The sequence below is a fragment of the Peptoniphilus hominis (ex Hitch et al. 2025) genome, from assembly GCF_040096015.1.
Taxonomy (GTDB): domain Bacteria; phylum Bacillota; class Clostridia; order Tissierellales; family Peptoniphilaceae; genus Peptoniphilus_A; species Peptoniphilus_A hominis.
Genome location: NZ_JBBMFO010000004.1, coordinates 1 through 24,430 on the forward strand (window position 1 = coordinate 1; position 24,430 = coordinate 24,430).

At 36.0% G+C, this 24,430-nt stretch carries 26 protein-coding genes and 1 tRNA gene; 8 read left to right on the forward strand and 19 right to left on the reverse strand.

What is annotated here, in order from left to right; genetic code table 11:
* Nucleotides 1-254: transposase (locus WMO19_RS02485; protein ID WP_349170072.1), on the forward strand; the 254-nt coding region annotated here is incomplete at its 5' end.
* Nucleotides 255-545: 291 nt separating this feature from the next.
* Here WMO19_RS02485 and WMO19_RS02490 read toward each other — a convergent pair.
* The 9 genes from WMO19_RS02490 to WMO19_RS02530 all read right to left on the reverse strand — a co-directional run bounded on the left by WMO19_RS02490 (nt 546) and on the right by WMO19_RS02530 (nt 8,273).
* Nucleotides 546-1,187 carry a YitT family protein gene (locus tag WMO19_RS02490; RefSeq protein ID WP_349170073.1) on the reverse strand — a complete coding sequence of 214 codons (642 nt, stop codon included), beginning with the start codon at nt 1,185-1,187 and terminating at the stop codon, nt 546-548.
* Nucleotides 1,188-1,653: 466 nt separating this feature from the next.
* Nucleotides 1,654-2,355 carry a 50S ribosomal protein L1 gene (gene rplA, locus WMO19_RS02495; RefSeq protein ID WP_019125657.1) on the reverse strand — a complete coding sequence of 234 codons (702 nt, stop codon included), beginning with the start codon at nt 2,353-2,355 and terminating at the stop codon, nt 1,654-1,656.
* Between the two features lie 39 nt (nt 2,356-2,394).
* A complete protein-coding gene (gene rplK, locus WMO19_RS02500) occupies nt 2,395-2,820 on the reverse strand; it encodes a 50S ribosomal protein L11 (RefSeq protein ID WP_019125658.1) in 426 nt (141 codons plus the stop codon).
* 47 nt (nt 2,821-2,867) lie between these two features.
* Nucleotides 2,868-3,410 carry a transcription termination/antitermination protein NusG gene (nusG, locus tag WMO19_RS02505; RefSeq protein ID WP_019125659.1) on the reverse strand — a complete coding sequence of 181 codons (543 nt, stop codon included), beginning with the start codon at nt 3,408-3,410 and terminating at the stop codon, nt 2,868-2,870.
* Between the two features lie 14 nt (nt 3,411-3,424).
* On the reverse strand, nt 3,425-3,640 hold the full coding sequence (gene secE, locus WMO19_RS02510) for a preprotein translocase subunit SecE (RefSeq protein ID WP_070610459.1): 216 nt from the start codon (nt 3,638-3,640) through the stop codon (nt 3,425-3,427).
* Between the two features lie 9 nt (nt 3,641-3,649).
* Nucleotides 3,650-3,799, reverse strand: coding sequence for a 50S ribosomal protein L33 (gene rpmG / locus WMO19_RS02515; protein WP_010242627.1), 150 nt, complete (start codon nt 3,797-3,799; stop codon nt 3,650-3,652).
* A gap of 125 nt (nt 3,800-3,924) precedes the next feature.
* The gene (locus tag WMO19_RS02520; RefSeq protein WP_349170074.1) at nt 3,925-6,222 is read right to left on the reverse strand and encodes an ATP-dependent DNA helicase; all 2,298 of its coding nucleotides are present in this window, start codon (nt 6,220-6,222) and stop codon (nt 3,925-3,927) included.
* A 36-nt stretch (nt 6,223-6,258) separates the two neighbouring features.
* Nucleotides 6,259-6,723 (reverse strand): tRNA (cytidine(34)-2'-O)-methyltransferase, encoded by a 465-nt coding sequence (locus WMO19_RS02525; RefSeq protein WP_019125663.1) that lies wholly within the window; start codon nt 6,721-6,723, stop codon nt 6,259-6,261.
* Nucleotides 6,717-8,273: an NAD(P)/FAD-dependent oxidoreductase gene (locus tag WMO19_RS02530; protein WP_349170075.1), complete on the reverse strand. Its 1,557-nt coding sequence runs from the start codon at nt 8,271-8,273 to the stop codon at nt 6,717-6,719. The genes WMO19_RS02525 and WMO19_RS02530 overlap by 7 nt, the downstream gene beginning before the upstream one ends.
* Nucleotides 8,274-8,355: 82 nt before the next feature.
* On the opposite strand from WMO19_RS02530, the gene lepB reads away from it, so the two are divergent.
* A complete protein-coding gene (gene lepB, locus WMO19_RS02535; protein ID WP_349170076.1) occupies nt 8,356-8,877 on the forward strand; it encodes a signal peptidase I in 522 nt (173 codons plus the stop codon).
* Between the two features lie 10 nt (nt 8,878-8,887).
* Here lepB and WMO19_RS02540 read toward each other — a convergent pair whose 3' ends face one another.
* Genes WMO19_RS02540 through WMO19_RS02550 form a run of 3 tightly spaced genes read right to left on the reverse strand, consistent with a single transcriptional unit; the run spans nt 8,888 to nt 11,173 of the window.
* On the reverse strand, nt 8,888-10,039 hold the full coding sequence (locus tag WMO19_RS02540; protein ID WP_349170077.1) for a sensor histidine kinase: 1,152 nt from the start codon (nt 10,037-10,039) through the stop codon (nt 8,888-8,890).
* On the reverse strand, nt 10,026-10,700 hold the full coding sequence (locus WMO19_RS02545) for a response regulator transcription factor (RefSeq protein ID WP_349170078.1): 675 nt from the start codon (nt 10,698-10,700) through the stop codon (nt 10,026-10,028). Before WMO19_RS02545 ends, WMO19_RS02540 begins: the two co-directional genes overlap by 14 nt.
* Nucleotides 10,697-11,173 (reverse strand): dihydrofolate reductase, encoded by a 477-nt coding sequence (locus WMO19_RS02550; protein WP_349170079.1) that lies wholly within the window; start codon nt 11,171-11,173, stop codon nt 10,697-10,699. Before WMO19_RS02550 ends, WMO19_RS02545 begins: the two co-directional genes overlap by 4 nt.
* Before the next feature lie 160 nt (nt 11,174-11,333).
* On the opposite strand from WMO19_RS02550, the gene WMO19_RS02555 reads away from it, so the two are divergent.
* Nucleotides 11,334-11,407, forward strand: a tRNA-Cys gene (locus tag WMO19_RS02555).
* A gap of 49 nt (nt 11,408-11,456) precedes the next feature.
* On the opposite strand, the gene WMO19_RS02560 is transcribed toward WMO19_RS02555, so the two are convergent.
* From WMO19_RS02560 to ftsE, 5 genes are all read right to left on the reverse strand, one after another.
* A complete protein-coding gene (locus WMO19_RS02560) occupies nt 11,457-11,912 on the reverse strand; it encodes a VOC family protein (RefSeq protein WP_349170080.1) in 456 nt (151 codons plus the stop codon).
* Nucleotides 11,913-12,036: 124 nt separating this feature from the next.
* Nucleotides 12,037-13,206, reverse strand: coding sequence for a S41 family peptidase (locus WMO19_RS02565; protein ID WP_349170081.1), 1,170 nt, complete (start codon nt 13,204-13,206; stop codon nt 12,037-12,039).
* Nucleotides 13,206-14,423, reverse strand: a complete 1,218-nt coding sequence (locus tag WMO19_RS02570; RefSeq protein WP_349170082.1) for a murein hydrolase activator EnvC family protein — start codon at nt 14,421-14,423, stop codon at nt 13,206-13,208. The genes WMO19_RS02565 and WMO19_RS02570 overlap by 1 nt, the downstream gene beginning before the upstream one ends.
* Nucleotides 14,424-14,436: 13 nt before the next feature.
* On the reverse strand, nt 14,437-15,339 hold the full coding sequence (gene ftsX / locus WMO19_RS02575; protein WP_349170083.1) for a permease-like cell division protein FtsX: 903 nt from the start codon (nt 15,337-15,339) through the stop codon (nt 14,437-14,439).
* Entirely contained in the window at nt 15,314-16,012 is a 699-nt protein-coding gene (ftsE, locus tag WMO19_RS02580) for a cell division ATP-binding protein FtsE (protein ID WP_288166754.1), read from the reverse strand. Before ftsE ends, ftsX begins: the two co-directional genes overlap by 26 nt.
* A 226-nt stretch (nt 16,013-16,238) precedes the next feature.
* Here ftsE and WMO19_RS02585 point away from each other — a divergent pair, with 226 nt between their 5' ends.
* The 5 genes from WMO19_RS02585 (at nt 16,239) to WMO19_RS02605 (ending at nt 22,012) form a co-directional block, all read left to right on the forward strand.
* Entirely contained in the window at nt 16,239-17,423 is a 1,185-nt protein-coding gene (locus tag WMO19_RS02585) for a coenzyme F420-0:L-glutamate ligase (RefSeq protein WP_019125674.1), read from the forward strand.
* Nucleotides 17,424-17,582: 159 nt separating this feature from the next.
* The gene (locus WMO19_RS02590) at nt 17,583-18,089 is read left to right on the forward strand and encodes an NADH-quinone oxidoreductase subunit NuoE family protein (RefSeq protein ID WP_083303700.1); all 507 of its coding nucleotides are present in this window, start codon (nt 17,583-17,585) and stop codon (nt 18,087-18,089) included.
* A gap of 25 nt (nt 18,090-18,114) precedes the next feature.
* Complete coding sequence (locus WMO19_RS02595) at nt 18,115-18,504, forward strand: hypothetical protein (protein WP_070610470.1); 390 nt, start codon at nt 18,115-18,117, stop codon at nt 18,502-18,504.
* Entirely contained in the window at nt 18,497-20,266 is a 1,770-nt protein-coding gene (locus WMO19_RS02600; protein ID WP_349170084.1) for an NADH-quinone oxidoreductase subunit NuoF, read from the forward strand. The genes WMO19_RS02595 and WMO19_RS02600 overlap by 8 nt, the downstream gene beginning before the upstream one ends.
* A 9-nt stretch (nt 20,267-20,275) precedes the next feature.
* The gene (locus WMO19_RS02605; RefSeq protein ID WP_349170085.1) at nt 20,276-22,012 is read left to right on the forward strand and encodes an NADH-dependent [FeFe] hydrogenase, group A6; all 1,737 of its coding nucleotides are present in this window, start codon (nt 20,276-20,278) and stop codon (nt 22,010-22,012) included.
* A gap of 708 nt (nt 22,013-22,720) precedes the next feature.
* Here the strand turns inward: WMO19_RS02605 and WMO19_RS02610 are convergent.
* Both WMO19_RS02610 and WMO19_RS02615 read right to left on the reverse strand, forming a co-directional pair.
* A complete protein-coding gene (locus WMO19_RS02610; protein ID WP_349170086.1) occupies nt 22,721-23,545 on the reverse strand; it encodes a carbon-nitrogen hydrolase family protein in 825 nt (274 codons plus the stop codon).
* Nucleotides 23,546-23,560: 15 nt separating this feature from the next.
* The gene (locus WMO19_RS02615) at nt 23,561-24,421 is read right to left on the reverse strand and encodes an isocitrate lyase/PEP mutase family protein (RefSeq protein WP_349170087.1); all 861 of its coding nucleotides are present in this window, start codon (nt 24,419-24,421) and stop codon (nt 23,561-23,563) included.
* Nucleotides 24,422-24,430 lie beyond the last annotated feature (9 nt).

The following is a 24,430-nucleotide window of genomic DNA, read 5'->3' on the forward strand; positions in this document are numbered from 1 at the left end:
CCAATAAAGTTAGAGCAGCTAAATCTTTAAGAGAATGGATAAAAAGAGCTGAAGAATCTAATTTAAAAGAATTTAAATCTTGTATCACTGCTTTTAATAACTGGTTTGATGAAATATGTAATTCTTTTGACTATTCTTGGTCTAATGGTCCCCTTGAAGGTACTCATACTAAAATAAAGACTTTAAAGAGGAATTGTTTTGGTATGAAAAATTTCAATTTGTTTAGAAAAAGAATTATGTTTGCATGTAAGTAGTGATAGGAAAACGGGAAAATTTTGCAAAACCCCTAGGGGTTTTGTTTGCCATACCTTTTTTTAGTAATTTTTTTGTTATTTTAGTTTTGATATTCTATTAGCGTCTAAGTATGGATTTTTACATAAAGAAAGAGACTCGAATTAACGAGTCTCCCCAATATTTGACATAGAGCCAAAAAATAGTGCAAGCTAGGAATTGCTTCCTTTCTTACACTATTTTTGCTACTAAAAAGTAGCCGAAGCTACTCTTTTTCATATATAAACTTGGAAATCTTTATTTAAAATAAAATTTTAAATGGAAAGATTTGTTTTTTCCACTGCTGGACTAACATTAATCTCAAATTGACCTACTAAAACAGATGATATTGTTGTAGTAACTAGAGAATAAATTATTCTAGCAAGGGGAATATAAGTTAAGGACATTACTAAGACAATTACGTCCATTAGTAAGTAGGCATAAGAAATATTTATCTTACTCTTATTTGCTACTACAAGAGCCAAGGCGTCGTCTCCACCTGAGGCTCCTCCTTGAGATGCTACAAGTCCACAACCTAGTCCAATTCCAATGCCTCCAAATACAGCTGCCAAAAATGGATAGCTATAAAGATTAGGAATGATTGGTCCCATAAGGGAAAATATTTTATAGAAGATGGCAAAAAATAATGAAGCCAATAAAGTCTTTCTTAAAAAGGCCTTTCCAAAAATATTTATTCCCATAATGATACAAATCACATCCATTATTAAACTTAGAATTGATGGATTTATACCAAAGGTCTTATAAGATAATAATGCCAGGCCTAGGATTCCACCTTCTGTAATTTGAGATGGAATATGAATATTTACAAGTGTAAATGACTCAATCATAGATCCTAAGATAATATTAATTAGTTCTGTTCTTGTTAAATTAAACCAAGCCAGCTTTTGATTTAGCATTTTAACACCTCCTTAATATTTCGCAATATAAGAAGGGTATCCAACCAACAAAAAAAGACTGCTGTCGGTCGTAAGGATAACCCTTCGTACTTTTGCAATCTCGTGGTGTTGATGCTTTATTATTTGCTGATTTTTTCTTGTAAAAACTCTGAGCGTAATAGTTACTTTTTAGCTTTTTATCTACCACATCAGGCATATAGAAGGCTCTTAACTCGTAAACTTTAGCATCAGATAAAAACTACCTGAAAATTTCGGTAACCACCGTAAAATACTTAAATCAACATTTGATATTATAGCTTTTTATTTTTTTAATTTCAAGTTTTTTTCTTAAAAAAATTAAGATTTCATAAAATTGTCACAAAGTTAATTTTAAAAATTTCTCATAAAAAAGGACTTGAGTTTAAACTTAAGTCCATTAAAAAAACCCCTGCTTCATAAGAAGTTGAGGGGTTTATCTTAGGTGTTTTTATTTTTCCATTAATTTTTGTCCATTGATTTTAATTCCAGGACCCATTGTTGATGCAACTGTTACTGATTTTAAATAACGACCCTTTGCAGCTGCTGGTTTTGCTTTTATTATAGCCTCTGCAATTGTCTTAAAGTTTTCAGCAAGTTTATCAACTCCGAAAGAAACTTTTCCGATTGGAACATTAATGATTGCAGCCTTGTCTACTCTGTATTCAACTTTACCTGCTTTAGTTTCTTTTACGGCTTGTTCTACATCAAATGTAACTGTACCTGATTTAGGGTTTGGCATAAGTCCCTTTGGTCCAAGAACTCTACCGATTTTACCAACTACGCCCATCATGTCTGGAGTTGCAATAATTACATCAAAATCAAACCAGTTTTCGTGTTGGATTTTTTCAACTAATTCTTCTCCACCTGCATAGTCAGCACCTGCTGCTTCAGCTTCTTTAATTTTTTCTCCCTTTGCAAGAACAAGAACTCTAATTTGTTTACCTGTTCCGTTAGGAAGTACTACAGTACCTCTTACTTGTTGGTCAGCGTGTCTTGGGTCAACACCAAGTCTTACTGCAAGTTCTACTGTTTCGTCAAAGTTTGCCTTAGCAGTCTTTATAACTAAGTCAAGAGCTTCATTTACATCATATAAATTTGATTTATCTACTAGCTTTGCGCTATCTTGATATTTTTTACCTCTTTTTGGCATATTTACCTCCTTCGTGGTACTTGCGGCCTAGCCTCCCACTTATCTTTCTACTTCTATACCCATACTTCTAGCTGTACCTGCGATCATTTCCATAGCAGCTTCAACGCTTGCTGCGTTAAGATCAGGCATCTTTGTTTTAGCTATTTCTTCTACTTGAGCCTTTGTCAATTTTCCAACTTTTTTCTTGTTAGGTTCACCACTTGCCTTAGCCATATTAAGAGCTTTCTTAATAAGAACTGCAGCTGGTGGAGTCTTTGTGATAAAAGTGAAAGAACGATCTTGATAAACTGTTAGAACAACAGGGATAATCATACCTGCTTGATCTTGAGTCTTTGCGTTAAATTCCTTTGTGAACTGCATGATGTTTACACCATGTGGTCCTAGTGCAGTACCAACTGGTGGAGCTGGTGTAGCTTTTCCTGCAGGAATTTGTAATTTTACTAATGCTATGACTTTTTTTGCCATTTTATTTCCTCCTTGTGGTAATGCGGGTTTACCCTCCCACACATTCCTTACTCTTTAATAATCTGATTGAAATCCAATTCAACAATTGTATCTCTTCCAAACATTGAGATACATACCTTAACCTTAGCTTTGTCGTAATTGAAGCTGTCGATTTTACCTACCAAATCTTTAAATGGTCCATTAATAACTTTGACAACTTCTCCTACTTCGAAGTTATCGAATAACTCTTTGCTATCGGTAACTCCTAGTAGCAACACTTCTTCATCTGTTAGTGGCACAGGTTTTGAAGCTGGTCCAACGAAACCAGTTACTCCTCTTGTGTTTCTCACAAGATACCAAGTTTCGTCGTTCATAATCATGTTGACAAGGACATAAGATGGGAACATCTTTCTTTCCTTTGCCTTGGAAACTCCATCCTTAGTTTCAACATAGTCTTCCATAGGAATTCTAATGTCGAAGATGACATCTTCCATACCACGATTGTGAACCATAGCTTCCATGTTTGCCTTTACCTTTTTTTCATAACCTGAATAAGTGTGAATTACATACCATTTTGAAGCTTCATTGCTATTAAGTTCTTGTGTATCCAACTAAAACACTCCAATCAATAAATAAAACCAAATAAAAACATTATGATTTTATCATATGCTAATAGTAGTAATGATGACAAAATAACTGCAACAATTACTATTATAGAATATTTGATTACAGTATCCTTAGAAGGCCATACAACCTTTTTGAATTCAGATTTCACACCTCTAAAGTATCTACCTAGACCGCCTTTTTTTTCTTCAGTCTTAGGTGCTGTTTTAGTAGCCATAAATCCTCCTTACTTAGTTTCTTTGTGAGTCGTATGTTCTTTACAGAATTTACAATACTTCTTTAGTTCCAATCTTTCAGTAGTATTCTTCTTGTTTTTATATGTCACATAATTTCTGTTTTTACATTGTGTGCATTCAAGTACTACTCTATCTGCCATAAAAACACCTCCAGTGCTAAAAAAAAGAGCCGCCTTTGGCTCCTTCTAATTTACTAAGTAATACTATCACATAAGTCCCTATTTGTAAAGCTATTTGTGATAAATTTTCTCTATTTTTTCTGCTTTTAATTATTTTTTTCGTCATGAAAATTTTTTAAGATTTCACTTATTTCATCTGAGTCCATAAAATCATAAATTTTCCAGTGATTTGGCAGCAAAAATTTGTAGGGTTCAAGGGAAAATCTCTTGTCCATTAAAAGAATCTTGCCCCTGTCATCTTCAGTCCTTATGACGCGTCCTGCCGCTTGCACAACCTTTATCATGCCTGGATAAATGTAGGCGTATTCGTAACCTCTCTTGTACTTTTTTTGAAAGTGGCTCTTTAAAATATTTCTCTCATAGGAAAGTCCAGGTAGACCCACAGTTATTATGGCGACCCCTCTCAGTCTCTCGCCAATTAAGTCTATGCCTTCAGAAAAAACTCCACCCATAACTGCAAAGGCTCTTGTGCTAGAAGAAAAAGTAAACTGGTTTAAAAATTCTTGACGGTCAGCTTCTGTCATGTCCCTATCTTGCTTAACTGCCTCCTGGTCTATGTCAAGGTATCTTTCGTAGACACTTTCCATAAATGCATAGGATGGAAAGAAGAAAATATAATTTCCATCATCATCAGAAAAATTTTTAAGATTTTCAATTATTTCATCAATTGAATCTTCTCTATCCCTGTAAAGTGTGGAGATCTTATTATTTCTAAGGACCAGTAAATTTTCCGGGTCAAAGGGGGATTTTATCTTGTAATAGTTTGTCCCTTCATCTGCCCCTAAAAGTTTTCCGTAATATTTTATGGGGCTTAAGGTTGCTGAGAAAAAGACAGAAGACCTAGGTGTCCTCAAAATATTTTCAAAAATTGGTGCAATGTCAAGGGACTTTATTTTTACAAAGTCTTCGCCTTTTATTGATACAAAATCTTTATTGTAGTATTCCAAAATTTTGATGTACTTAAAAAGTTTAAAGTATATGTCAAGGGCATCTTCATAGCCATCAACATCCTTGTCCTTGGTCAAGAAGTCATTCATGGAAAAAACTGTCTTTTCCACTTCTCCATTAAAGGCTAAAAATTCATCATAGGAATAAAAAGTTTTTTGGCCAAGTTTTTTAAACTCTTCAAGGGCATTTGAGAGATGCTTTCTGACAGCCTTTCTCTTCTTGGGAAGAAGGTCTAAAAGTTTTTCCAAGTCGCCAATAAAAACTTCTGCCGAGTACATTTCTCTCCCCCTCTCCAAGAGGTTGTGGCTCTCGTCAACGAGGAGGGCGAACCTGAGCATGGAGTTTTCAAAAAATCTTTTGAGATATACTGTTGGGTCAAAGATGTAATTGTAGTCACAGACAATGAAGTCAGAGAAGTCCAATAAGTCCAATTGATATTCAAAGGGGCAGACCATGTGAAGTCTTGCAAATTTTTCAATGTTTTCCCTAGAAAAATTGTGGCAGGAGTCAAAAATATCTATTATGGCGTCGTTGACCCTGTCAAAGTGGCCCTTGGCATAGGGACAGTCCTTGGGATTGCAGGAAACTTTGTCATTTAAGCAAATTTTTTCCTTTGCCGTGACAATTGCAAGCTTTAATTTTAATTTTTTATTTAAAAGTCTTTCTAGGGCATCTTTGGCAGCATTTTTCCCCGTAGACCTTGCCACTAGATAAAAGGCCTTGTCGATTTTATCTTCTCCCATGGCTTTAATTGTTGGGAAAATCGTAGAAATTGACTTGCCAATGCCCGTTGGCGCCTCTACAAATAATTTATTTTCCTCATCAATGGTGTTATAAACTGCAACGGAAAGCTCTCTCTGTCCCTTCCTAAAGTTTTTAAAGGGAAAGATTAATTTTTTTATAGATTGGTCGCGAAGGTCCTTCCATTCAACAATTCTCTTGGAAAACTCCAAATATTCCATTAAAGTTCCCATGAAAAAGTCGCGAAGTTCTCCAAAGGAAAAAGTCTTTTTTATGTTTAAAGTTTCTTCTGTTTCAAGTTGGAAGTAGGTCAGCATTACATTTACCCTGTCAAGTTCATGATCTTTTGCATAAATATAGGCGTAGCACTTAGCCTGTGCCCAGTGCATAATATTTTCTTCCTTTTTAAGCTCTTCTAGGTCCCTTGTAGTTGATTTTATTTCGTCAACTGTAACTTCCTCGGAAACTTCAATGCCATCGGCGCGACCTTCCACAGTGAAATTTATGTCTTCAATTTCTTCTGTAGTTCTCAAAAAAACTTCTGTCAAAAAATCTTTGGAGTATTCCCTTTGGATTTTTTGGTGTGCTCTTATGCCCTGGACAGCCCTCTTGTTGGAAAAAAATCTCCTGTCGATGTCGCCAGACCTCTTGACGAATTCTATTAAATTTCTTACAGAGATTTTTACTTCCTTCACGCTAACCCTTCCTTATTTAAAATTATTTCTTAAAAATTATTCTAAATCTAAAAAATCAAGCTGTCTTAAAGCTTCAAACAAAATAATATTTGCAGAATTTGACAAGTTTAAACTTCTGCCATAATCCTTTAACATGGGAATTCTTATAGCCATGTCATAGTTTCCGAAGATCAAATCTTCTGGAAGACCTCGAGTTTCTGGTCCAAAAACTATAAAATCGCCATCCTTAAATTTCACATCAGAATATTTTTTCTTTGCCTTGGTGGAGGCGAGATAAAAATTGCTGTCTGGATATTTTTCCACAAGTTCATCATAGGAATCGTAATAATTTATGTCTACAAGGTGCCAATAATCAAGCCCTGCCCTCTTTAAATGTTTATCGTCAACTTCAAAACCAAGAGGCTTTATAAGGTGAAGCCTCGTCTTTGTAAGGCCGCAAGTCCTTGCAATTGCACCAGTGTTAAAGGGAATTTCTGGCTCATAAAATACTATATTTAACATTTTTTGTCTCCTTCTAAAATTTCTATGGCACATTTAAGTCCGTCAAGGGCAGAAGAAATTATTCCTCCAGAATAACCTGCACCTTCTCCTATGGGAAATAAATTTTCCACTTTTATGCTTCTATAATTTTCTCTCACTATCCTAACTGGCGAAGATGTCCTTGTCTCCACTCCCGTTAAGATTGCGTCGTCACTTGAAAATCCATGGACTCTTTTATCCATTACCCTTAGGGCATTTTTTATGGCGCGATTAATGGATTCTGGATAAATTTCATTTAAATCGGCAAAGACATAGCCTGGCTTAAAAGTTGGCTTCACCTGACCAAGTTTTTCAGTCACCCTATTTTCCATAAAGTCCTTCACTCTTTGGACAGGTGCCTTGCCCTGACCCATGTCATAGGCTTTCTTTTCGATTTCATTTTGAAAATCCATGCCAGCTAGGTTCCCAGCACCAAAAATTTTCTCATCAATAGTGGCAACTATTGCTGAATTTGAATTATCGCCAGACCTATCGTGATAGGACATGCCATTTACAACAAGCTCACCTTTTATTGAAGATGAGTTTACCACATAGCCACCTGGGCACATGCAGAAGGTGTAAACGGAGTGCGCCTGGTCTTTGTCTGTGACATTAAGCTGATAAGTTGCCGCTGGAAGTTTATCTGAGACCATGCCATACTGAGCCATCTCAATATTTTTTCTAAGATGCTCAATTCTAAAGCCTACAGCAAAGGGCTTTTGCTCAAGTAAATTATACTTATCAAGCATAGAAAAAGTATCTCTCGCAGAATTTCCTATAGCTAAGATGTAGGCATCAGCAACATATTCTCCCTTATCTGTTATAATTTTATTGATTTTTCCATTTTTTATGTCAAGATCTAAAAGTTTTTCGCTGAATTTATAAACTGCGCCCTGACTTTCAATCTCACTTCTCATATTTTTTATAACATGGCGCAAAATATCTGTGCCAATGTGAGGTTTTTGCTCGTATAAAATATCTTCTGGTGCGCCATTTTTCACAAAGATGTCAAAAACATGAGAAACCCTCTTATCTTTTGATCTGGATGTTAGTTTGCCGTCAGAAAAAGTTCCTGCGCCGCCTTCTCCAAATTGCACATTGGAATTTTCGTCCAGCTTTCCACTTTCGTGAAGTTCATCTATGTCCTTTACCCTCTCATCAACTGCCTTGCCCCTTTCAATTAGGGTAACCTTTACGCCCTTCTTTGAAAGCAAGTAGGCAGCAAAAAGTCCTGCAGGTCCAGTCCCAACTATGACTGCAGTTTTTATCTTGTTAAGATTATTAACTTCAAGCTTGTCTTCATGAAAGTCGTCAATATTATTTTTAAGTCTCTTGAGAGTTTTCTTGTCAATGTCCTTTAAATCAAGATCTACTAAAACTTGGTAGACATAATTAATTTCACGCCTGGCATCTAGGGATTTTTTGTAAATCTTATAGTCAAAGTCCTTTTTATTTAATTCCTTTTCGATTTTCCCTTTCAAAAATTTTTCGTCCTTGTCGTAGGGAACTTTAATATTTCTTAAAATAATCATATTTTCACCAAAAACATTATAACACGAAAAAATCCCATTTTACCAAATTGTGATTAATGCTATAATAAAAAAGGAGGTTATAATGAAAAAAGATTTATCTTACATAAAAGTTATAGTTATTGCAGTTATACTTGCACTTTTTATGAGAACTTTTCTCTTTAATATAGTTAGAGTTCAGCAAACTTCAATGTATCCAACTGTAAAACCCAATGATATAATTTTGTCATCTTCCCTCTACAGGTTCAAAAAAGATTTTAAAAGAGGCGACATTGTTGTTTTTAAATCTCCTTCAGAAAACAAAATGTTAATCAAAAGAATTGTAGGACTCCCTGGAGAAAAAGTTGAAATTTATGATGGCTCAATTTATATTGACGGGAAACTTTTAGAAGAAAAGTATTTTAAGGAAAAACCCTATACTCTATCTCCTACAATTGAATTTGAAGTCCAAGCCGATGAATTATTTGTGCTTGGTGACAACAGAAGTCCTGACGGATCTGTGGACTCGAGAATCTTTGGTCCAATTAAAATAAAAAACATAAGATCCCATCCTTTTTATAGGATCTTTCCAATAAATTCAAAAAAACTTATAAATGAAATTAACTAAAATAGAGACCTCATAGGGTCTCTTCTTTTATTTTTGGCAAAATTATTTCAAATTCTGTTCCTATAACTTCACCCTTTTCATTTTTGTTGTCTAAAATTTTTATGTCGCCCCTTAATTTTTCCATTATATTTTTCACAAGGTTTAAGCCAATGCCGTAGCCGCCGCTCTTTCGGTTTCTGGACTCATCAACCCTATAAAACAAATCAAAAACTTTATCCTTGTCTTCGTCGCTGATGCCCACGCCAGTATCTCTCACTTCTATAAAATAATTTTCTTCATCTTCTCTGAGGTCAAAGGAAAGACTGCCCCCATCAATGTTATAAAGTATTCCATTTTTGCCAAGGTTAAAGAGGACTCTCTCTAGCAAAATGTCATTGGAATAAATTATTTTATCTCCAAGCTTGGAAATAATCTTCACATTTTTTTCTTCTGCCAAGTCCTCCAAGTCAAAGGCAACTTCTTCCACTAAGTCTCTTAGGTTAAAATTTCTTAAAACTGCATTTTCCCTGCGATTTAAAAACAAAAGGGACTCAATGATTTTTGAAATTCTGTCTATGTTTTCGTCAAAATTATCTAGTAGGTCTTTTAAGTCCCCATCAGAAACTTTATTTTTCATTAGATAAATTTCAAGTGAGGACTTCATTATGGAAATTGGGGTATTTAACTCGTGAGCAATGGCTGATGAAAGGGCCTTTTCCCTGGCATAACTTGAATAAATTTTATCCAGAGACCTTTCAAAGGCAAGGGAAAGCTCTTCAATCTCTTGGGATTCTCCCGGCATATAAATATTTTCTTCACTTTTTATCTTGTCCACATCGATTTCCTGAACTTTTTCCTTTAAGTCCTTTAGGGGCTTTAAAAGTCTTGAAACCAAGACATAATAAACTAGAGACCCAAGGGCAATTGTCCCTGTAATTACAATTAAGGAAAAGTTTTTTATCTCTTTCGTTGATTTTAACTTTGAATCTTCAAGGACAATAAAATAATCATCGCCCTTGTTTTTTTCTTCCTGGACAATTTTTTCGCCAATGTCTAAAATCCTCTTCTCTTGATACTTGCCAATGATGTAATTTGAGGTCGCCGTCATTATTATGAAGATGAGAATTATGGAAAAAATCAGCTTGAAGACCATGGTGTTCTTGGCATTTTTAATTTTCTTCATCAATAATGTAGCCCTTTCCAATTTCATTTCTTATAATATTTTTGCCAAGCCTTGCCTTTAATTTTTTCCTAAGGGCGGACATGTGAACCCTCACAACATTGGAAAATAAGTCTACCTCGTCATTCCAAACATGCTCCATGAGTTCTTCTGTTGTGACATATCTTCCCAGGTTGAAAAATAAATATTCCAAGATACCTGCTTCCTTGGCTGTGAGCCTTAAATTCTCGCCATCAATGCTAAAGGTCCTCTTTGTCGTGTCAAAGCTTATGCCACTTGTCTCTATTACTGCATCTTTTATTGTCGTTTGTCTCCTAAGAAGGGACCTAATCCTTGCCTTTAACTCCTCAAAGTGGAAGGGCTTTAGGACATAGTCGTTGGCACCCAAGTCAAAGCCTCGCACCCTATCGTCAACATCTGATAGAGCTGTGAGCATAATAATATTGACTTCCCTGTCCCTCTCTCTTATTTCCCTTAAAATTTCAAAGCCGTCCTTTTTGGGGAGATTGATGTCTAAGATAATGAGGTCATAATCATTGGTAAAGGCCATAAAGGACCCTTCTTCGCCGTCAAGAGCTGTGTCAACTACATAACCAGAGTGGACCAAGCCCTCTCTTATGGATTCCAAAAGCCTTTCTTCATCTTCAACAACTAAAATTTTCATTTTATCCTCTTCCATCTTTCGTGGTAAACTTTATAAGTTGGATCTTTTATTTCGCTTTTATCAATTAATTCAAAATCATCAAAGGCAGGAATAAAAGTATCTGCACCTTCCACTACTGTGTCAACTCTTGTAACGATTAACTCGTCAAGCCTATCCCACAAGAGCTTTACAATTTCTGCGCCGCCAATTACAAAAACTTCCTTGTCTGGATATTTTTTCATAATCTCTTCCAACTTTTCTATTGAATCAATATAAAACAAATCCTTCTTGTCTTCTCTATTAGACCTAGTGAAGACTACAGAAATTCTGTTGGGAAGCTGCTTGCCTATGGCGTCAAAAGTATGCCTGCCCATGACAATAATATTATTTGTCGTGTAATCCCTAAACATGTGAAGGTCATCATCTACGAACAAAATTTGTTCTCCATCCTTGGCAATGGCATTCTTGTTGTCAACTAATATCAATAATTTCATCTTATCACCTGTAAAAAATTTCTTAACCTAATCATAGCCTAGAGTCAAAATTATTCAAAGACTTTTGAGGCACTTATTTCAAAAAAATTTTACATAAATAAATATAATGTAAAATTCATCTTGAAATTTTTATTTTTCTCTGCTATACTAATGTTGTTATGGCGACATAGCCAAGTGGTAAGGCACGGGTCTGCAACACCCTTATCACCGGTTCAAATCCGGTTGTCGCCTCCATATAATCTACTGATTTTTAGTCAGTAGATTTTTTTTTGCATTTTTTTAACTAGTCTATACTTTCTATTGCTTCTAAAATATTTCCATCGGGATCGTAAAAATAAATTGCCTTGCTCTTTCCAAATCCATAATCACTTGAGTCAAAGGCTTGTGGCTTTGACATAACTCTTACATCCTTCTCAACTAAATAAGCATAAAATTCTTCTATATCTTCCACTGCAAAGCAAAGTTCTGAAATTGAAGTTTTAAAAAGTGAAGGAGTATCCCTTTTAACCTCTCCCCTTTCAAACTCTATTAGCTCCACATCGGGGCATCCAGCGCCTTCCTTTGGACTTAAATAACAAACTTTTGCCCTTATATCTTCTCCATTAAATAACTTGTCTGTGGACTCACCCTCCATGTACATATAACCCTTGTAGGAAAGACCTAAAAGATCTCTATAAAATTTTATGGACCTATCAAGATCTGTGACAGTAAGACCAATGTGTGCAATACTTTTTATCATAAAATCCCTCCAGTTTCTATCTTAAAACAAGAATATCAATAAAAAAATTTTTTGTAAAGTTTGACCTTCTTTAAAGTTTGAGAAAAAATTCCATTAAAAAAAGCAGCCCGAGAGCTGCTAATTTTTATTTTTCATTTATAACTTCTATTGCCTTTTGAAGTTGAGTGTCTGTGTCCTTGTAGTCAATGCCTATTCCCTCTACATCATCTGGAAGGTCAACTTCTATGTCTGGCACTATGCCCTTTTTGTTAATGGACTTGCCACTTGGAGTAAAGTATTCTGAAGTGGTTAGTTTTAGCCCGTCACCACCAGGTAGAGACATTACATTTTGCACTACGCCCTTGCCATAAGTTGTCTTGCCAATAATTTTTGCCCTGTCAAGGTCTCTTATGGCTCCTGCCAAAATTTCTGATGCAGATGCAGAGCCTTCATTTACAAGTACAACCATTTTAATGTCATTGTACTTGTCGTCTAATTTATAATCTTGAACCACTTCTCCCTTGTTGTCCTTTAGGGTAACAAAACTTGTCTTTGGAAGAATTGCATCGCCAATTTCAACTGCAGCGTCAACTACGCCGCCAGGGTTGCCCCTCATGTCGAGGATTATGCCCTTAACGCCTTCACTTGTTAGTTCATTTAAAGCCTTGACAAAGTCCTTGCCCGTTTCTTCATCAAACATAGTTATGCCAATGTAGCCAAGGTCTCCAATTTTATTTTTTAAAATTGAATCGATTTTAATTTCTTCTCTTTTTATTTCAACTTCTTCAGTCTTTAAATTTTTCTTTTTGAGAAGCAAAATCTTAACACTAGTTCCCTTTTCGCCACGCATCTCCTTTGATGCCTCGTTGATTTTTTCAGCGCTAAAGTCCTTGCCATTGATCTTTAAAATTTTATCTCCCGATTCAACTCCAGCCCTATCAGCTGGTGAACCCTTTATAGGTGAAATTACTGTCACAGTTCCGTCTTCGTCAGGGGAAATTATAACTCCAATACCTTGAAATTTTCCCGTAGTTGTTTCAGATAGCTTTGCCATCTCTTCAGCAGTGAGATACTGTGAATAGGGGTCGCCTAAACCTGCAACAAGGCCCTTTAAAAGACCTGCCTCCAAATTTTCATCTTTAATATCTTTGTTGTAAAGATAATTTTCTCTCAAGTATTTTTCTAAGACAATTACCTTGCCAAAATCTTCATTGGAAGATAGGACTTGTCTTACAGTTATCATTCTCGTAACAAAAGCAGTTGTAATTACTAAAAGTACAACTGCTATGATTTTTAAAAATTTATTATTTTTCATTAAACATATCCCAATGGATTTACAGGAGATCCATTAACCCTCACTTCAAAATGCAAATGTGCTCCAGTGGAAAGACCAGTTGAACCAACAAAGGCAATAACATCGCCTGCTTTTACAGATTCGCCTACACCTACATTTAGGGCTGAACAGTGAGCATACACTGTAACTGTGTCGCCATGATCAACCATTACTACATTTCCATAACCGCTCATTAGCTGTGACATAATAACTGTACCAGACTTGGCAGCAACTATTGGCGTGCCACTTGGGGCAGGTATATCCACTCCTGAGTGAAACTTTGAGTATCCAAGTATTGGGTGCATCCTATATCCAAAAGGAGAAGAAATAGAATAGTGACCAGGTAATGGCCAAGTATAGCTTTGTCCATTTCTTGGTCCAGAAGATACAGTGATGTTGCTGTGAACTCTCGTTGCTCTTCTTGCTGCAGCCTCTTCAGCCTTCTTTTGTTCTGAAATTTGTTTTTGAAGTCTCACTATTTCTGCATCCAAACTATCCCAATTTGCTTGAGCTTTTTCAAATTCAGCCTTGTATAAGTCTAAGTTTGACTCCAATACCTTCATGTAATTATTTTTGGCATCAACAGCTGCTTGATAGGATTGCCTTTCATTTTCAACGGCAGCCTTACTTGCAGATACCTTTGCCTTATCTATTTGAAGTCTTTCTTCAGTTTCCTCTATTGTGTCAATTTGTTCTTGTATAAACTCAATTAATTCCCTATCAGCTCTGGCTATAGATGAAATAATTTCGTTGTTTCTAAGTAGTTCTTCTATGTCCCTAGAATTTAAAATGACTTCAAGGTAATTTACATTGCCTCTCTTGTACATTTCCCTAAGTCTCATGCGAAGTGCATCAGTGTTTTCTGAAAGATTTACCTGAGCTTCTTCCAATTTTTCTTGGTTTTCCGCTATGTCCTTGTTAAGTCTTACAATTTCACTTTCAAGAGTGGAAATTTTTGCAGAAGTAACTTGAATTTTTGCATCAAGATTTTCAATATCCGTGCTCACCGATTTTTTTTCATTCTCAGTATTTGAAATATTGCTCTTTTCTTTATTAATTTTATTTTTTATTTGCATTTGTTCTTGCTTTTTTTTGTTTTTCTCAATTGTCAGGCTCTTTGAGCTCTTAGCAAGGGCACCTGTTGGCACAGCCATAAGCCCTGCAAGACATAGAGCAAGAAATTTTTTCTTACTATACATTTTTCTCCTTCACCTACACATCTAAAAATTTCTTAGTTGAGAACAAACTTCCAAAGAAGCCTATTCCTACACCAATACATAAAAATATTATATACAAATCCAATCTAATAGACAAGGCGGACACCAAGTCGACGCCAGTCATGTCGTATAGTTGTGGATTTAATCTTTCAAATAAAATTTCATAAAGCTTTAAAGTTACAAAGCCAGCTATGCCTGCTCCCAAAGCTCCAAAAATTATTCCATCAATGAGGAAGGGTCCCCTAATGTAAGTGTTAGTGGCACCTACATACTTCATTATGTTAATTTCTTTTTTTCTGTTGGAAATGGCAATCTTAATAGTGTTGTGAATAATAAGTATGGACACAAGAACAAGTATGAGAACAATGCCTGCTCCAACTACTTTGACTCCATTTTGTACCTTCATCATTTGAGTGACAAAGTCGTAATAATAATTGTGGTCTTCAACTATGGGAAGGTCCTTATACTTATCTTCAACTTCTTTTCCATAGGAAAGTTCCTTCATCTCAACAGTTACTGATGCAGGTAGGGGATTGCCGCCAGGAATATTTTCCAAAATTTTAGAATTTTCTCCAAAGCCTTCCTTAAATTCCTTTAGTGCCTCATCTCTTGAAACATAGGAAACTTTTTTAACCTTGTCGTTGTCATGAAGCTCATCAATAAAGGCATTTACATCGCTGGGATTGGCATCGTCCTTTAAGAAAAAGACAACCTTATCTAGCTTTTCACCAGTTTGGAAGACAACTCCATTAAGATTTAAGACCATAAGCATTACAACGCCAAAAAGTGTAAGCATTGCAGAAATGGAAATAATGGAAGTGAGAGCCATAGTCTTGTTTCTCCAAAGACCTGAAAAAGATTCTTTCACAACATTAAAGAACTGTCTTATTACTTTCATAATAACCTCCTTCTTTAACATCGGAAACAATTTGTCCCTGATCTAGAGTTACAACTCTCTTGTTAAATTTATCTACGATGTTGACTGCGTGAGTAGCCATGATGACAGTCTTGCCATCGTCGTTAATATTTTTTAGGGCACTCATAATATCCCAAGCAGTGGATTCATCGAGGTTACCCGTAGGTTCATCACAGACAAGATAGGGAGCCTTATTTACTATTGCCCTGGCAATAGAAACTCTTTGGGATTCACCACCAGAAAGTTCAGATGGATAGGCCTTCTTCTTGTCGCTTAAATTTACAAGATCAAGAGCGTAATCAACCTTTTCATTTATTTCTCTTTTTGACTCTCCAAGAATTTCTAGGGCAAAGGCCACATTTTCATAGACAGTCTTTTTTTCTAACAATCTGTAATCTTGGAATACTACAGAAATATTTCTCCTAAGTTTGGGTATCATGTATTTAGATAGTTTAGTTATGTCAGTGTCGCCCATGTAAATTTTGCCACGATTAACTTTTTCTTCTCTAATAAGAAGTTTTATCATAGTAGATTTACCGGCACCTGATGGACCAACTAAAAAAACAAAATCACCACGAGGTATTTCTATACTTACATTTGAAAGTGCAGTTACACCGTTGCTATATTCCTTAAATACATTTTCAAATTTAATCATAATTACACCTTTCTATAATCTCTAATAATTATATTACAAAGTGGTTACAAATGTACAGTGAATTTATTAATTTTCTGTAATTTTTCCAATAATCTGAATATTTTTAAAAGGTGAAAAAATATTTTTTAAAAAATTTTTAAAAATATTTTACATTTCATAGGACTTCGTGTATAATTTTGAAGTAAAAAAGTAATTTATTTATTTGTTTTTAAATGTAGGAGGAAATATGCAAAGATACATTGGAACAGTAGTGCGTGGAATTCGTACTCCGATTGTAAAAAGTGGAGACAATCTAGTAGATATTGTCGTTGATTCCCTAGGCAAGGCTCTTGAATCAGAAAATATTTCTATGAAAGATAGAGATGTAGTGGCAGTAACTGAATCCTTAGTTGCTAGAGCTCAAAATAATTATGTCTCTGTTGATGACATAGCTTGTGATATTAATAAAAAATATGACGGAGAAATTGGAATAGTATTCCCTATTCTTAGCCGTAACAGATTTTCAACTATCTTAAGAGGAATCGCAAAATCAGGAAAGAAAATCCATTTTCTATTCTCCTACCCTTCTGATGAAGTTGGAAACTCACTAATGGATCCAAACCTTCTTTATGAAACTAAGATCAACCCTTTCACAGATGTCTTAGAAGAAAAGGATTATAGAAGAATTTTTGGTGAAGTCGTTAAGCACGAATTCACAGGCATTGACTATGTCACTCTTTACAAGGAAATTTGTGGCGGCAACTGCGACATCCACTTCTCAAATGACCCTAAGACAATTTTAAAATATACAGATGAAGTTCTTGTTGGTTCAACTCACACAAGATTCTCCATCAAGAGACTTTTAAAGGACGAAGGAGCAAAAGTTGTTCTTGGTCTTGACGATATCCTAACTGAATCAATTAATGGCAGTGGTTACAATAAAGACTTTGGCCTTCTTGGCTCAAACTTTGCCTCTGAAAGCAAATTAAAATTATTCCCAAGAGATGGCGAAGAATTTGTAAATGCAGTTCAAAAGAAATTAATTGACAAGTACAATAAAGAAATCGAAGTAATGATTTACGGCGACGGCGCCTTCAAAGATCCAGTTGGAAAAATTTGGGAACTTGCTGACCCAGTAGTTTCACCTGCCCACACTAAGGGACTTGCTGGCACACCTAGCGAACTTAAAATAAAATACATTGCAGACACTGACCTTAAGGATATGGACACAGAACACGCAACTGCTGCAATGAAGGAAAAAATTTCTCACAAAAATAAAGATTTAGTGGGAACTGATGAAACTCTTGGCACAACTCCAAGAAGAATCACTGACCTACTTGGAAGTCTTTGCGACCTTACAAGTGGTTCTGGCGACAAGGGAACTCCAGTAGTTTTAATTCAAGGCTACTTCGACAACTTTGCTACTGAATAATAAATTTAAAAATATAAATTTTTAAGGAGCTTCGGCTCCTTTTTTTTATTTGCTCTTTTACATAAATTTTAAATATATTTTAAATAAATTTTTAAAAAACACCCCTTTTCTTTGATAAAACCTTTTCATTGTATTACAATGGAAAGAGAGGTGATAGTTATGAAGTTTAATACTATGGGTCTAGACAATGCTCTTCTAAAGAGTTTAAAGGACTACATAGACACTTTCGATAATAAGGAAAACAATATTATAAGTATTCTTCACTACGCTCAAGATATTTTTGGCTACCTGCCAAAGGAACTTCAAGTTTACATAGCAAGGCTTACCGGTCTTCCTGCAAGCAGAATAAATGGAATTGTAACTTTTTATTCCTTCTTCAACGAAAAGAAGATGGGCAAGTTTAAAGTTGATGTCTGCCTTGGCACTGCTTGCTTTGTAAAGGGCTCAGAAGAAATTATGAAGGCCTTTAAAGATGAACTTAGCGTTGATGGCGATGGACTTAGCGAAGACGGTCTTTTTAATGTAAATTCTATTAGGTGCGTGGGAGCTTGTGGCATTGGCCCCGTAGTCCGCGTCAACGACAAAATTTATGGTCATGTTGAAGTTAGTGATGTCAAGGAAATTATAAAGGCACACAGAAACGAATTAGCTACAGAAAAAAATTAAATTATAGATTTCAAAGGAGGTAATTATGGCAAAAATAGATTCCTTGGAAAAACTTATTTCTATAAAAGAATCGAGACATCACCAAACTATTTTAAGAGATATTGGCGACATGCCTGACGATGATGTTATAGAAATTTTTATAACTGGCAATGAAAGAGAAAAATATGCAGAGATAGAAAAAGTTTTTGACGACTTAAAGAGCTTTGTCCGCGAGAAGGGCATGCGAAACTGCAAATTTTTATTCAAGGACGACCCAAACCAAAAAGAAAAGTTTAACATTGAAATAAAATTTAATGTCTGCGCCAATGTTAAGAGCAACTCCCTTGACACTGAAGCCATAAAAGATTTTATTTTAAATGTTGCTTCTATGAAAAGTCAAACTCTTGAGTACGAAAAAGAGGTGACCCATGAATAATTTGAGATTACAAGTGCTTATTTGCAAGGGAACTGGCTGTGTCTCTGCAAGAAGTGATTTGATTAAAGAAAATTTTGATAAGGCAATTGAACATTACAAGATAAAAGATGTGGAAGCCATGATAACTGGTTGCTTTGGCTTTTGCGGCGAAGGTCCCATTGTAAAGGTTGAGCCTGACAATGTCTTTTACACTCATGTAAGACCTGAAGATGTAAATGAAATTGTGGCAGAACACATTCTTCACGGTAGACCTGTCAAGAGACTTCTCTACAAAAATCCAAAAAATAAGGAGCCAATTTACAATCAAAGGGAAATGAGTTTTTACGGCAAGCAAACTCGTGTTGCCTTAAAAAACTGCGGCAAAATTGACCCAGAAAATATTGAAGACTACATATCCTACGACGGCTACCAAGCTCTCTTTAAAGTTTTAACTGAGATGACTCCGCAAGAAGTCATAGACCTTATAAAAGCATCTGGACTTCGTGGTCGTGGCGGCGGAGGTTTCCCTACTGGCATTAAATGGCAAAATACATATAATTCTCCAGGTCATGAAAAATATATTTTCTGCAACGCTGACGAAGGCGACCCTGGTGCCTTTATGGATAGAAGTATTTTGGAAGGCGACCCCAACTCCGTTGTTGAGGCAATGACAATTGGCGGCTACGCAACTGGTGCAAACCACGGAGTAGTTTACATCAGGGCTGAATATCCCCTTGCCATTCATAGACTAAAGACTGCAATTTCTCAAGCAAGAGACTATGGCTTCTTGGGAAAAAATATTTTTAATTCAGGCTTTGACTTTGACATTGAAATTAGATACGGTGCAGGTGCCTTTGTCTGCGGCGAAGAAACTGCCCTCATTCACTCTGTGGAAGGCAAGAGAGGAGAACCTACGAGAAAGCCTCCTTTCCCTAGCGTAAAGGGCTATATGGGTAAGCCTACAACTGTAAATAATGTTGAAACCTATGCAAATATTCCAAAGATTATTTTAAAGGGAACTGACTGGTTCACTTCCATGGGAACAGAAAAATCTAAGGGCACAAAGGTCTTTGCCCTAGCTGGCAAGGTAAATAATGTTGGACTTGTTGAAGTGCCTATGGGCATAACTATTCGTGAAATTGTCTACGACATCGGCGGTGGCATTCCTGACGGCAAAAAGTTTAAGGCAGTGCAAATTGGTGGACCTTCTGGTGGGATGATCACCAAGGAAAATATTGACACCCCAATAGATTATGAAAACTTAAAAGAAATTGGTGCCATGATGGGGTCTGGTGGACTAATTGTCATGGACGAAGACAACGACATGGTTGAGATTGCAAAATTTTATCTTGAATTTACCCAAGACGAATCCTGCGGCAAGTGCACACCTTGTCGACTTGGCACCAAGAGGCTTCTTGAAATGCTGACAAAACTTTTAGATGACAAGGGCTCAGAAGAAGACCTGCAAAAAATCGAAGACCTCTGTCACAACATAATAAACTCAGCTGCTTGTGGTCTTGGACAAACTGCACCAAATCCAATTCTATCTACTATGAAATATTTTCCTGATGAATATTTAAAATATGCTAGACACGAAGTGAAGAGAGCCTACAAGATAAATAAGGACAAGTGCATTGGCTGTCACAGATGTGCAAGGGAATGCCCTGTCAAGTGCATATCAGGAAAGCCAAAGGAAAAACACGAAATTAATGAGGACAAGTGCATAGCCTGCGGAACTTGCTTTAAGACATGTCCTGTAGGTGCAGTTGTGGAACCTAAATAGAGGTGAATTATGATAAATTGTGTTATTAATGATAAAAAATTAAAAGTTAAGGAAGGCACGACAATCTTAGAAGCTGCAAAAGAAATTGGCATCGACATCCCTACACTTTGTCATATGAAGCTTCCTAACTTTAATTATGAAAATAAACCTTCAAGCTGTAGAATTTGTATGGTTGAAGTTGTGGGAAGACCAAAACTTTGCACAGCTTGCTCTGAAGAAATAACTGAAGGCATGGTAGTAAATACTGACACGCCAAGGGCAGTTGAAGCGAGAAAGATTAACCTAGAGCTTCTCCTCTCCAACCACCCAAAGGACTGCCTAGTATGTCCCAAAAATTTAAACTGCGAACTTCAAGCCTTGGCAGAAAAAATGGGCATAAGAGAAATTGCCTACAAGGGCGAGAGAATGCAACATAAGGTGGACGCATCTTCCAACTCCATTTACAGAAATCCAAATAAGTGTGTCATGTGCAGAAGATGCGAAACAATGTGTAACGAAGTTCAAACTGTGGGCACACTTAGCGGCATAAATCGTGGCTTTGATGCCATAGTTGCCCCTGCCTTTAACATTCCTCTTGCAGAAAGTTCTTGTACCTTCTGCGGCCAATGTGTGGCAGTTTGCCCAACAGGTGCAATAGTAGAAATTGATGCAACGGCAAAAGTTTTTAATGCCATAAAAAATCCAAAGAAGCATGTAGTAGTGCAAGTTGCCCCATCAATTAGAGTTGCCATTGGAGAGCTCTTTGACATGGAGCCAGGCGAAGTTACAACGGGAAAACTTGTCACAGCTCTTAGAAAGCTCGGCTTTGATGTAGTCTTTGACACAGACTTTTCAGCCGACTTGACAGTTATGGAAGAAGCAAGCGAACTTGTGGATAGAATTAAAAACAATAAAACTCTTCCAATTTTGACTTCCTGCTGCCCTGCCTGGGTTAGATTTATAGAGATGAATTATCCTGACATGTTGGATATTCCTTCAAGCTGTAAGTCCCCACAAATTATGATGGGCTCCATGGTAAAAACTTATTACTCAAATAAAACAGGGATCCCTGCCAAGGACATTGTCATGGTTTCAGTAATGCCTTGCACAGCAAAAAAGGCTGAAGCAGCAAGATCAGAACTTGGAACCAAGGATATTCGCGATGTGGACTATGTCCTTTCAACTAGAGAACTTGGAAGAATGATAAAACTTTACGGCATAGACTTTAACGGACTTGAAGAAGGCAAATTCGATAAATTAATGGGCGAATCTTCTGGCGCAGGAACAATTTTTGGCACAACTGGCGGCGTAATTGAAGCAGCCATAAGAACTGCCAGCGAATGGATGACTGGAGAAGAGCTAGAAAAAATTGAATTTGAGGAACTTAGAGGTCTTAAGGGCATAAGAGGAGCCGAAGTTAAAATTGGTGACTTGAACTTAAAAGTTGGCATAGCTCACGGACTTGGCAACGCCAGAAAATTATTAGACGGCATAAAAAGCAGGAAGTACGACTTCGATGCCATAGAAATTATGGCTTGCCCTGGCGGCTGCATCGGTGGCGGTGGCCAACCTTACCACCATGGTCACGAAGAAGTTCTTTTAAAGAGACAAAGGGCACTTTACGAAATTGACAAAAATAAAAAAATTAGAAAGTCTCACGAAAATCCAATGATAAAAGAAATTTACAAAAATTATCTTGGCAAACCTTATGGCGAAAGAGCCCACGACCTGCTTCACACATCCTATATTCCTAGAGAAAAAATTTAAAATAATTTAATATGTTAAAAAGAAGAAAGGCGGAGACAACATTTTGTTCTCCACCTTTTTTTGAAATCATATATATCAAAAATCGAGTAGGGGCTAATTAATAGCCCCTCTCACACCACCCGTACGTACCGTTCGGTATACGGCGGTTCAATATTTTCTTGTATCATATTATTTATTACTGATGTATCTATTTAACTTTATTCTTTTTGTATCCGAACCTTGAGAAATGAATACGTCATTTCTTGTGTTCCATCAAGTCATAGTACATCCTTTTCAAATATTACAATAAATATCGTTCCTCCCTTCGCTCCATTTCCATTACAGAAACTTCTTCGCTACTATGATTCTGCTGACTTCTCACTATTCGTTGTTACTACTATTTCGATAGCGAGACCTCACGGGATAAGCTCTAATACTTTCATCGTTTACTTGCAGAATTTACGCCTTGGGTTTACGATTGTCTTTTGGGTCTTTGTTATCTATAGCTAACTTGCCCACCTTTTACGCCTTGTATTCTGTTCCTGTTCGTCAAGCCACGATTTCGCTATTGCTTCTTCTCTCCTACACGTCGCCGTGTAAAACTTGCAAGTCGCTATGGGATTCGTCGACAACTACGCTCCTTAAGGAATTTCACCCCAGAATTAGAACATGCCCGTCATACTATAAATAAAGACCTCGGAATTAACCCAAGGTCTTCATTAAATCATTTTAAATTTCTTCAACTTTATAAATGTCTGCTCTTCTGTTTTTTAAAGTTCCTATTTTTCTTCTGATTTCTTCAACATAATCTAAATCGATTTCTGTTAAAATAACACCTTCCCTATCAGACGATTTCGCAATTATATTTCCCCAAGGATCTATAATTATGGTTTTACCATATGCTGCCACAGTTGGTTTTTGACCTATTTGAGCTGGAGCTACTACATAACATCCATTTTCTATAGCTCTTGTTTTTAAAATAGGCTCCCAATGATCCTTACCCGTATTCATTGTGAAATTTGCTGGAACAAATAAAATATTTGCTCCTTTAAGTGTCATTAATCTAAATAATTCTGGGAATCTCATATCATAACAGATAGAAAGCCCAAAGTGTCCATAATCTTTTGTATCAAAAGTTACTATTTTATCTCCTGGATGAACTTTATTAGACTCTCTTATGCTAGGCCCATTTAATACATCAACGTCAAAAGGATGCAATTTATGGTATTTCGTTTTTAATTCACCATCTGGTCCAACTAGGAAATTACAATTATAAGGAATTTCCCCATCCCTATCCTCGTATATACTTCCAGCATGAATCCAGACACTATATTTCTTAGCTAATTCTGAAATCATCTTGAACGTTTTTCCACCAGGAATTTTTTCTGCAACTTGTCTTGAGTCATCTCCTATATAGTTTGAACCTTCTGGAAATGCTATAACTTTTGCTCCTTTTTCAGCAGCTTCTATTATATACTTTTCCATCTTTTTTAAATTTTCTTCTTTATCTTGTTGCGAGTTAAGCTGTACAGCAGCTAGCAAGAATTTATTCATTTTTACCTCCATTATTTATTTATAGTATTTAGAATATTCTTCTGTTACCTCTTCAAGTCCCATTAGGTTATATAGCTTTAAGGCAGGATAAACCATTCTATCCCTAGATTTAAGTGTGGACTTGTTTGTAATAAGATCTTCAAAAACACTTTCTACAGCAAAAGCTGCTGATAACACTGAAGACATAGGATACAATCCTAATTTATAATTAAATTCCACTAATTCATCATAGTTTAAGCTTGCTGGGAACCCTTTTTCGTTTAGATTAATCATGAGTTTTATTTTAGCCTCTTCAGAAACCTTTTTTACCTCATCTAAATCTTTTAATCCATCAACATAAGCACAATCTGCCCCGAGTTCCTTTGCCTTATTAACCCTTTCGATAGCTTCGTCTATTCCGTAATCATACATATTTGCAGCAGTTCTATAAACAATAACAAAATCTTCAGAAACGCTATCTCTTATAGCTTTAATTTTAGGTCCTATTAGAGAAAAATCTATAATTTCATGACTGCTAGGCTTAGTTGCTGGAAGTAATTTATCATCAATTTGTAACCCTGATGCTCCGCATTTTTCATAAAGGCTTGCAGCATGAGCAGCATGAATTGTATTACCAAATCCATTGTCCATATCTGCTATTAGTGGCAATTTTGATGTTTGACAAATATTTAAAATTGTATTTGAAAAATCTGAAATATTAAGAAGGCCAACGTCTGGCAATCCTAACTTTGCATATGCTAAAGATCCGCCTGATAAAAATATACATTTAAAACCAACTTTTTCAGCATACCTTGCTGTTATACAATCGTAAATACCAGGAATCATTATAAACTCATCGTTATTTAAAATTTCTCTAAGCTTTTTAGTTTTGTTCATTTTTTTACT

Coding starts and splice junctions, on each gene's coding strand:
- WMO19_RS02490 (WP_349170073.1), bottom strand. CDS start 1,187: ATGCTAAATCAAAAGCTGGCTTGGTTTAATTTAACAAGAACAGAACTA.
- rplA (WP_019125657.1), bottom strand. CDS start 2,355: ATGCCAAAAAGAGGTAAAAAATATCAAGATAGCGCAAAGCTAGTAGAT.
- rplK (WP_019125658.1), bottom strand. CDS start 2,820: ATGGCAAAAAAAGTCATAGCATTAGTAAAATTACAAATTCCTGCAGGA.
- secE (WP_070610459.1), bottom strand. CDS start 3,640: ATGGCTACTAAAACAGCACCTAAGACTGAAGAAAAAAAAGGCGGTCTA.
- rpmG (WP_010242627.1), bottom strand. CDS start 3,799: ATGGCAGATAGAGTAGTACTTGAATGCACACAATGTAAAAACAGAAAT.
- WMO19_RS02525 (WP_019125663.1), bottom strand. CDS start 6,723: ATGTTAAATATAGTATTTTATGAGCCAGAAATTCCCTTTAACACTGGT.
- WMO19_RS02530 (WP_349170075.1), bottom strand. CDS start 8,273: ATGATTATTTTAAGAAATATTAAAGTTCCCTACGACAAGGACGAAAAA.
- lepB (WP_349170076.1), top strand. CDS start 8,356: ATGAAAAAAGATTTATCTTACATAAAAGTTATAGTTATTGCAGTTATA.
- WMO19_RS02540 (WP_349170077.1), bottom strand. CDS start 10,039: ATGAAGAAAATTAAAAATGCCAAGAACACCATGGTCTTCAAGCTGATT.
- WMO19_RS02545 (WP_349170078.1), bottom strand. CDS start 10,700: ATGAAAATTTTAGTTGTTGAAGATGAAGAAAGGCTTTTGGAATCCATA.
- WMO19_RS02550 (WP_349170079.1), bottom strand. CDS start 11,173: ATGAAATTATTGATATTAGTTGACAACAAGAATGCCATTGCCAAGGAT.
- WMO19_RS02560 (WP_349170080.1), bottom strand. CDS start 11,912: ATGATAAAAAGTATTGCACACATTGGTCTTACTGTCACAGATCTTGAT.
- WMO19_RS02565 (WP_349170081.1), bottom strand. CDS start 13,206: ATGAAAAATAATAAATTTTTAAAAATCATAGCAGTTGTACTTTTAGTA.
- WMO19_RS02570 (WP_349170082.1), bottom strand. CDS start 14,423: ATGTATAGTAAGAAAAAATTTCTTGCTCTATGTCTTGCAGGGCTTATG.
- ftsX (WP_349170083.1), bottom strand. CDS start 15,339: ATGAAAGTAATAAGACAGTTCTTTAATGTTGTGAAAGAATCTTTTTCA.
- ftsE (WP_288166754.1), bottom strand. CDS start 16,012: ATGATTAAATTTGAAAATGTATTTAAGGAATATAGCAACGGTGTAACT.
- WMO19_RS02585 (WP_019125674.1), top strand. CDS start 16,239: ATGCAAAGATACATTGGAACAGTAGTGCGTGGAATTCGTACTCCGATT.
- WMO19_RS02590 (WP_083303700.1), top strand. CDS start 17,583: ATGAAGTTTAATACTATGGGTCTAGACAATGCTCTTCTAAAGAGTTTA.
- WMO19_RS02595 (WP_070610470.1), top strand. CDS start 18,115: ATGGCAAAAATAGATTCCTTGGAAAAACTTATTTCTATAAAAGAATCG.
- WMO19_RS02600 (WP_349170084.1), top strand. CDS start 18,497: ATGAATAATTTGAGATTACAAGTGCTTATTTGCAAGGGAACTGGCTGT.
- WMO19_RS02605 (WP_349170085.1), top strand. CDS start 20,276: ATGATAAATTGTGTTATTAATGATAAAAAATTAAAAGTTAAGGAAGGC.
- WMO19_RS02610 (WP_349170086.1), bottom strand. CDS start 23,545: ATGAATAAATTCTTGCTAGCTGCTGTACAGCTTAACTCGCAACAAGAT.
- WMO19_RS02615 (WP_349170087.1), bottom strand. CDS start 24,421: ATGAACAAAACTAAAAAGCTTAGAGAAATTTTAAATAACGATGAGTTT.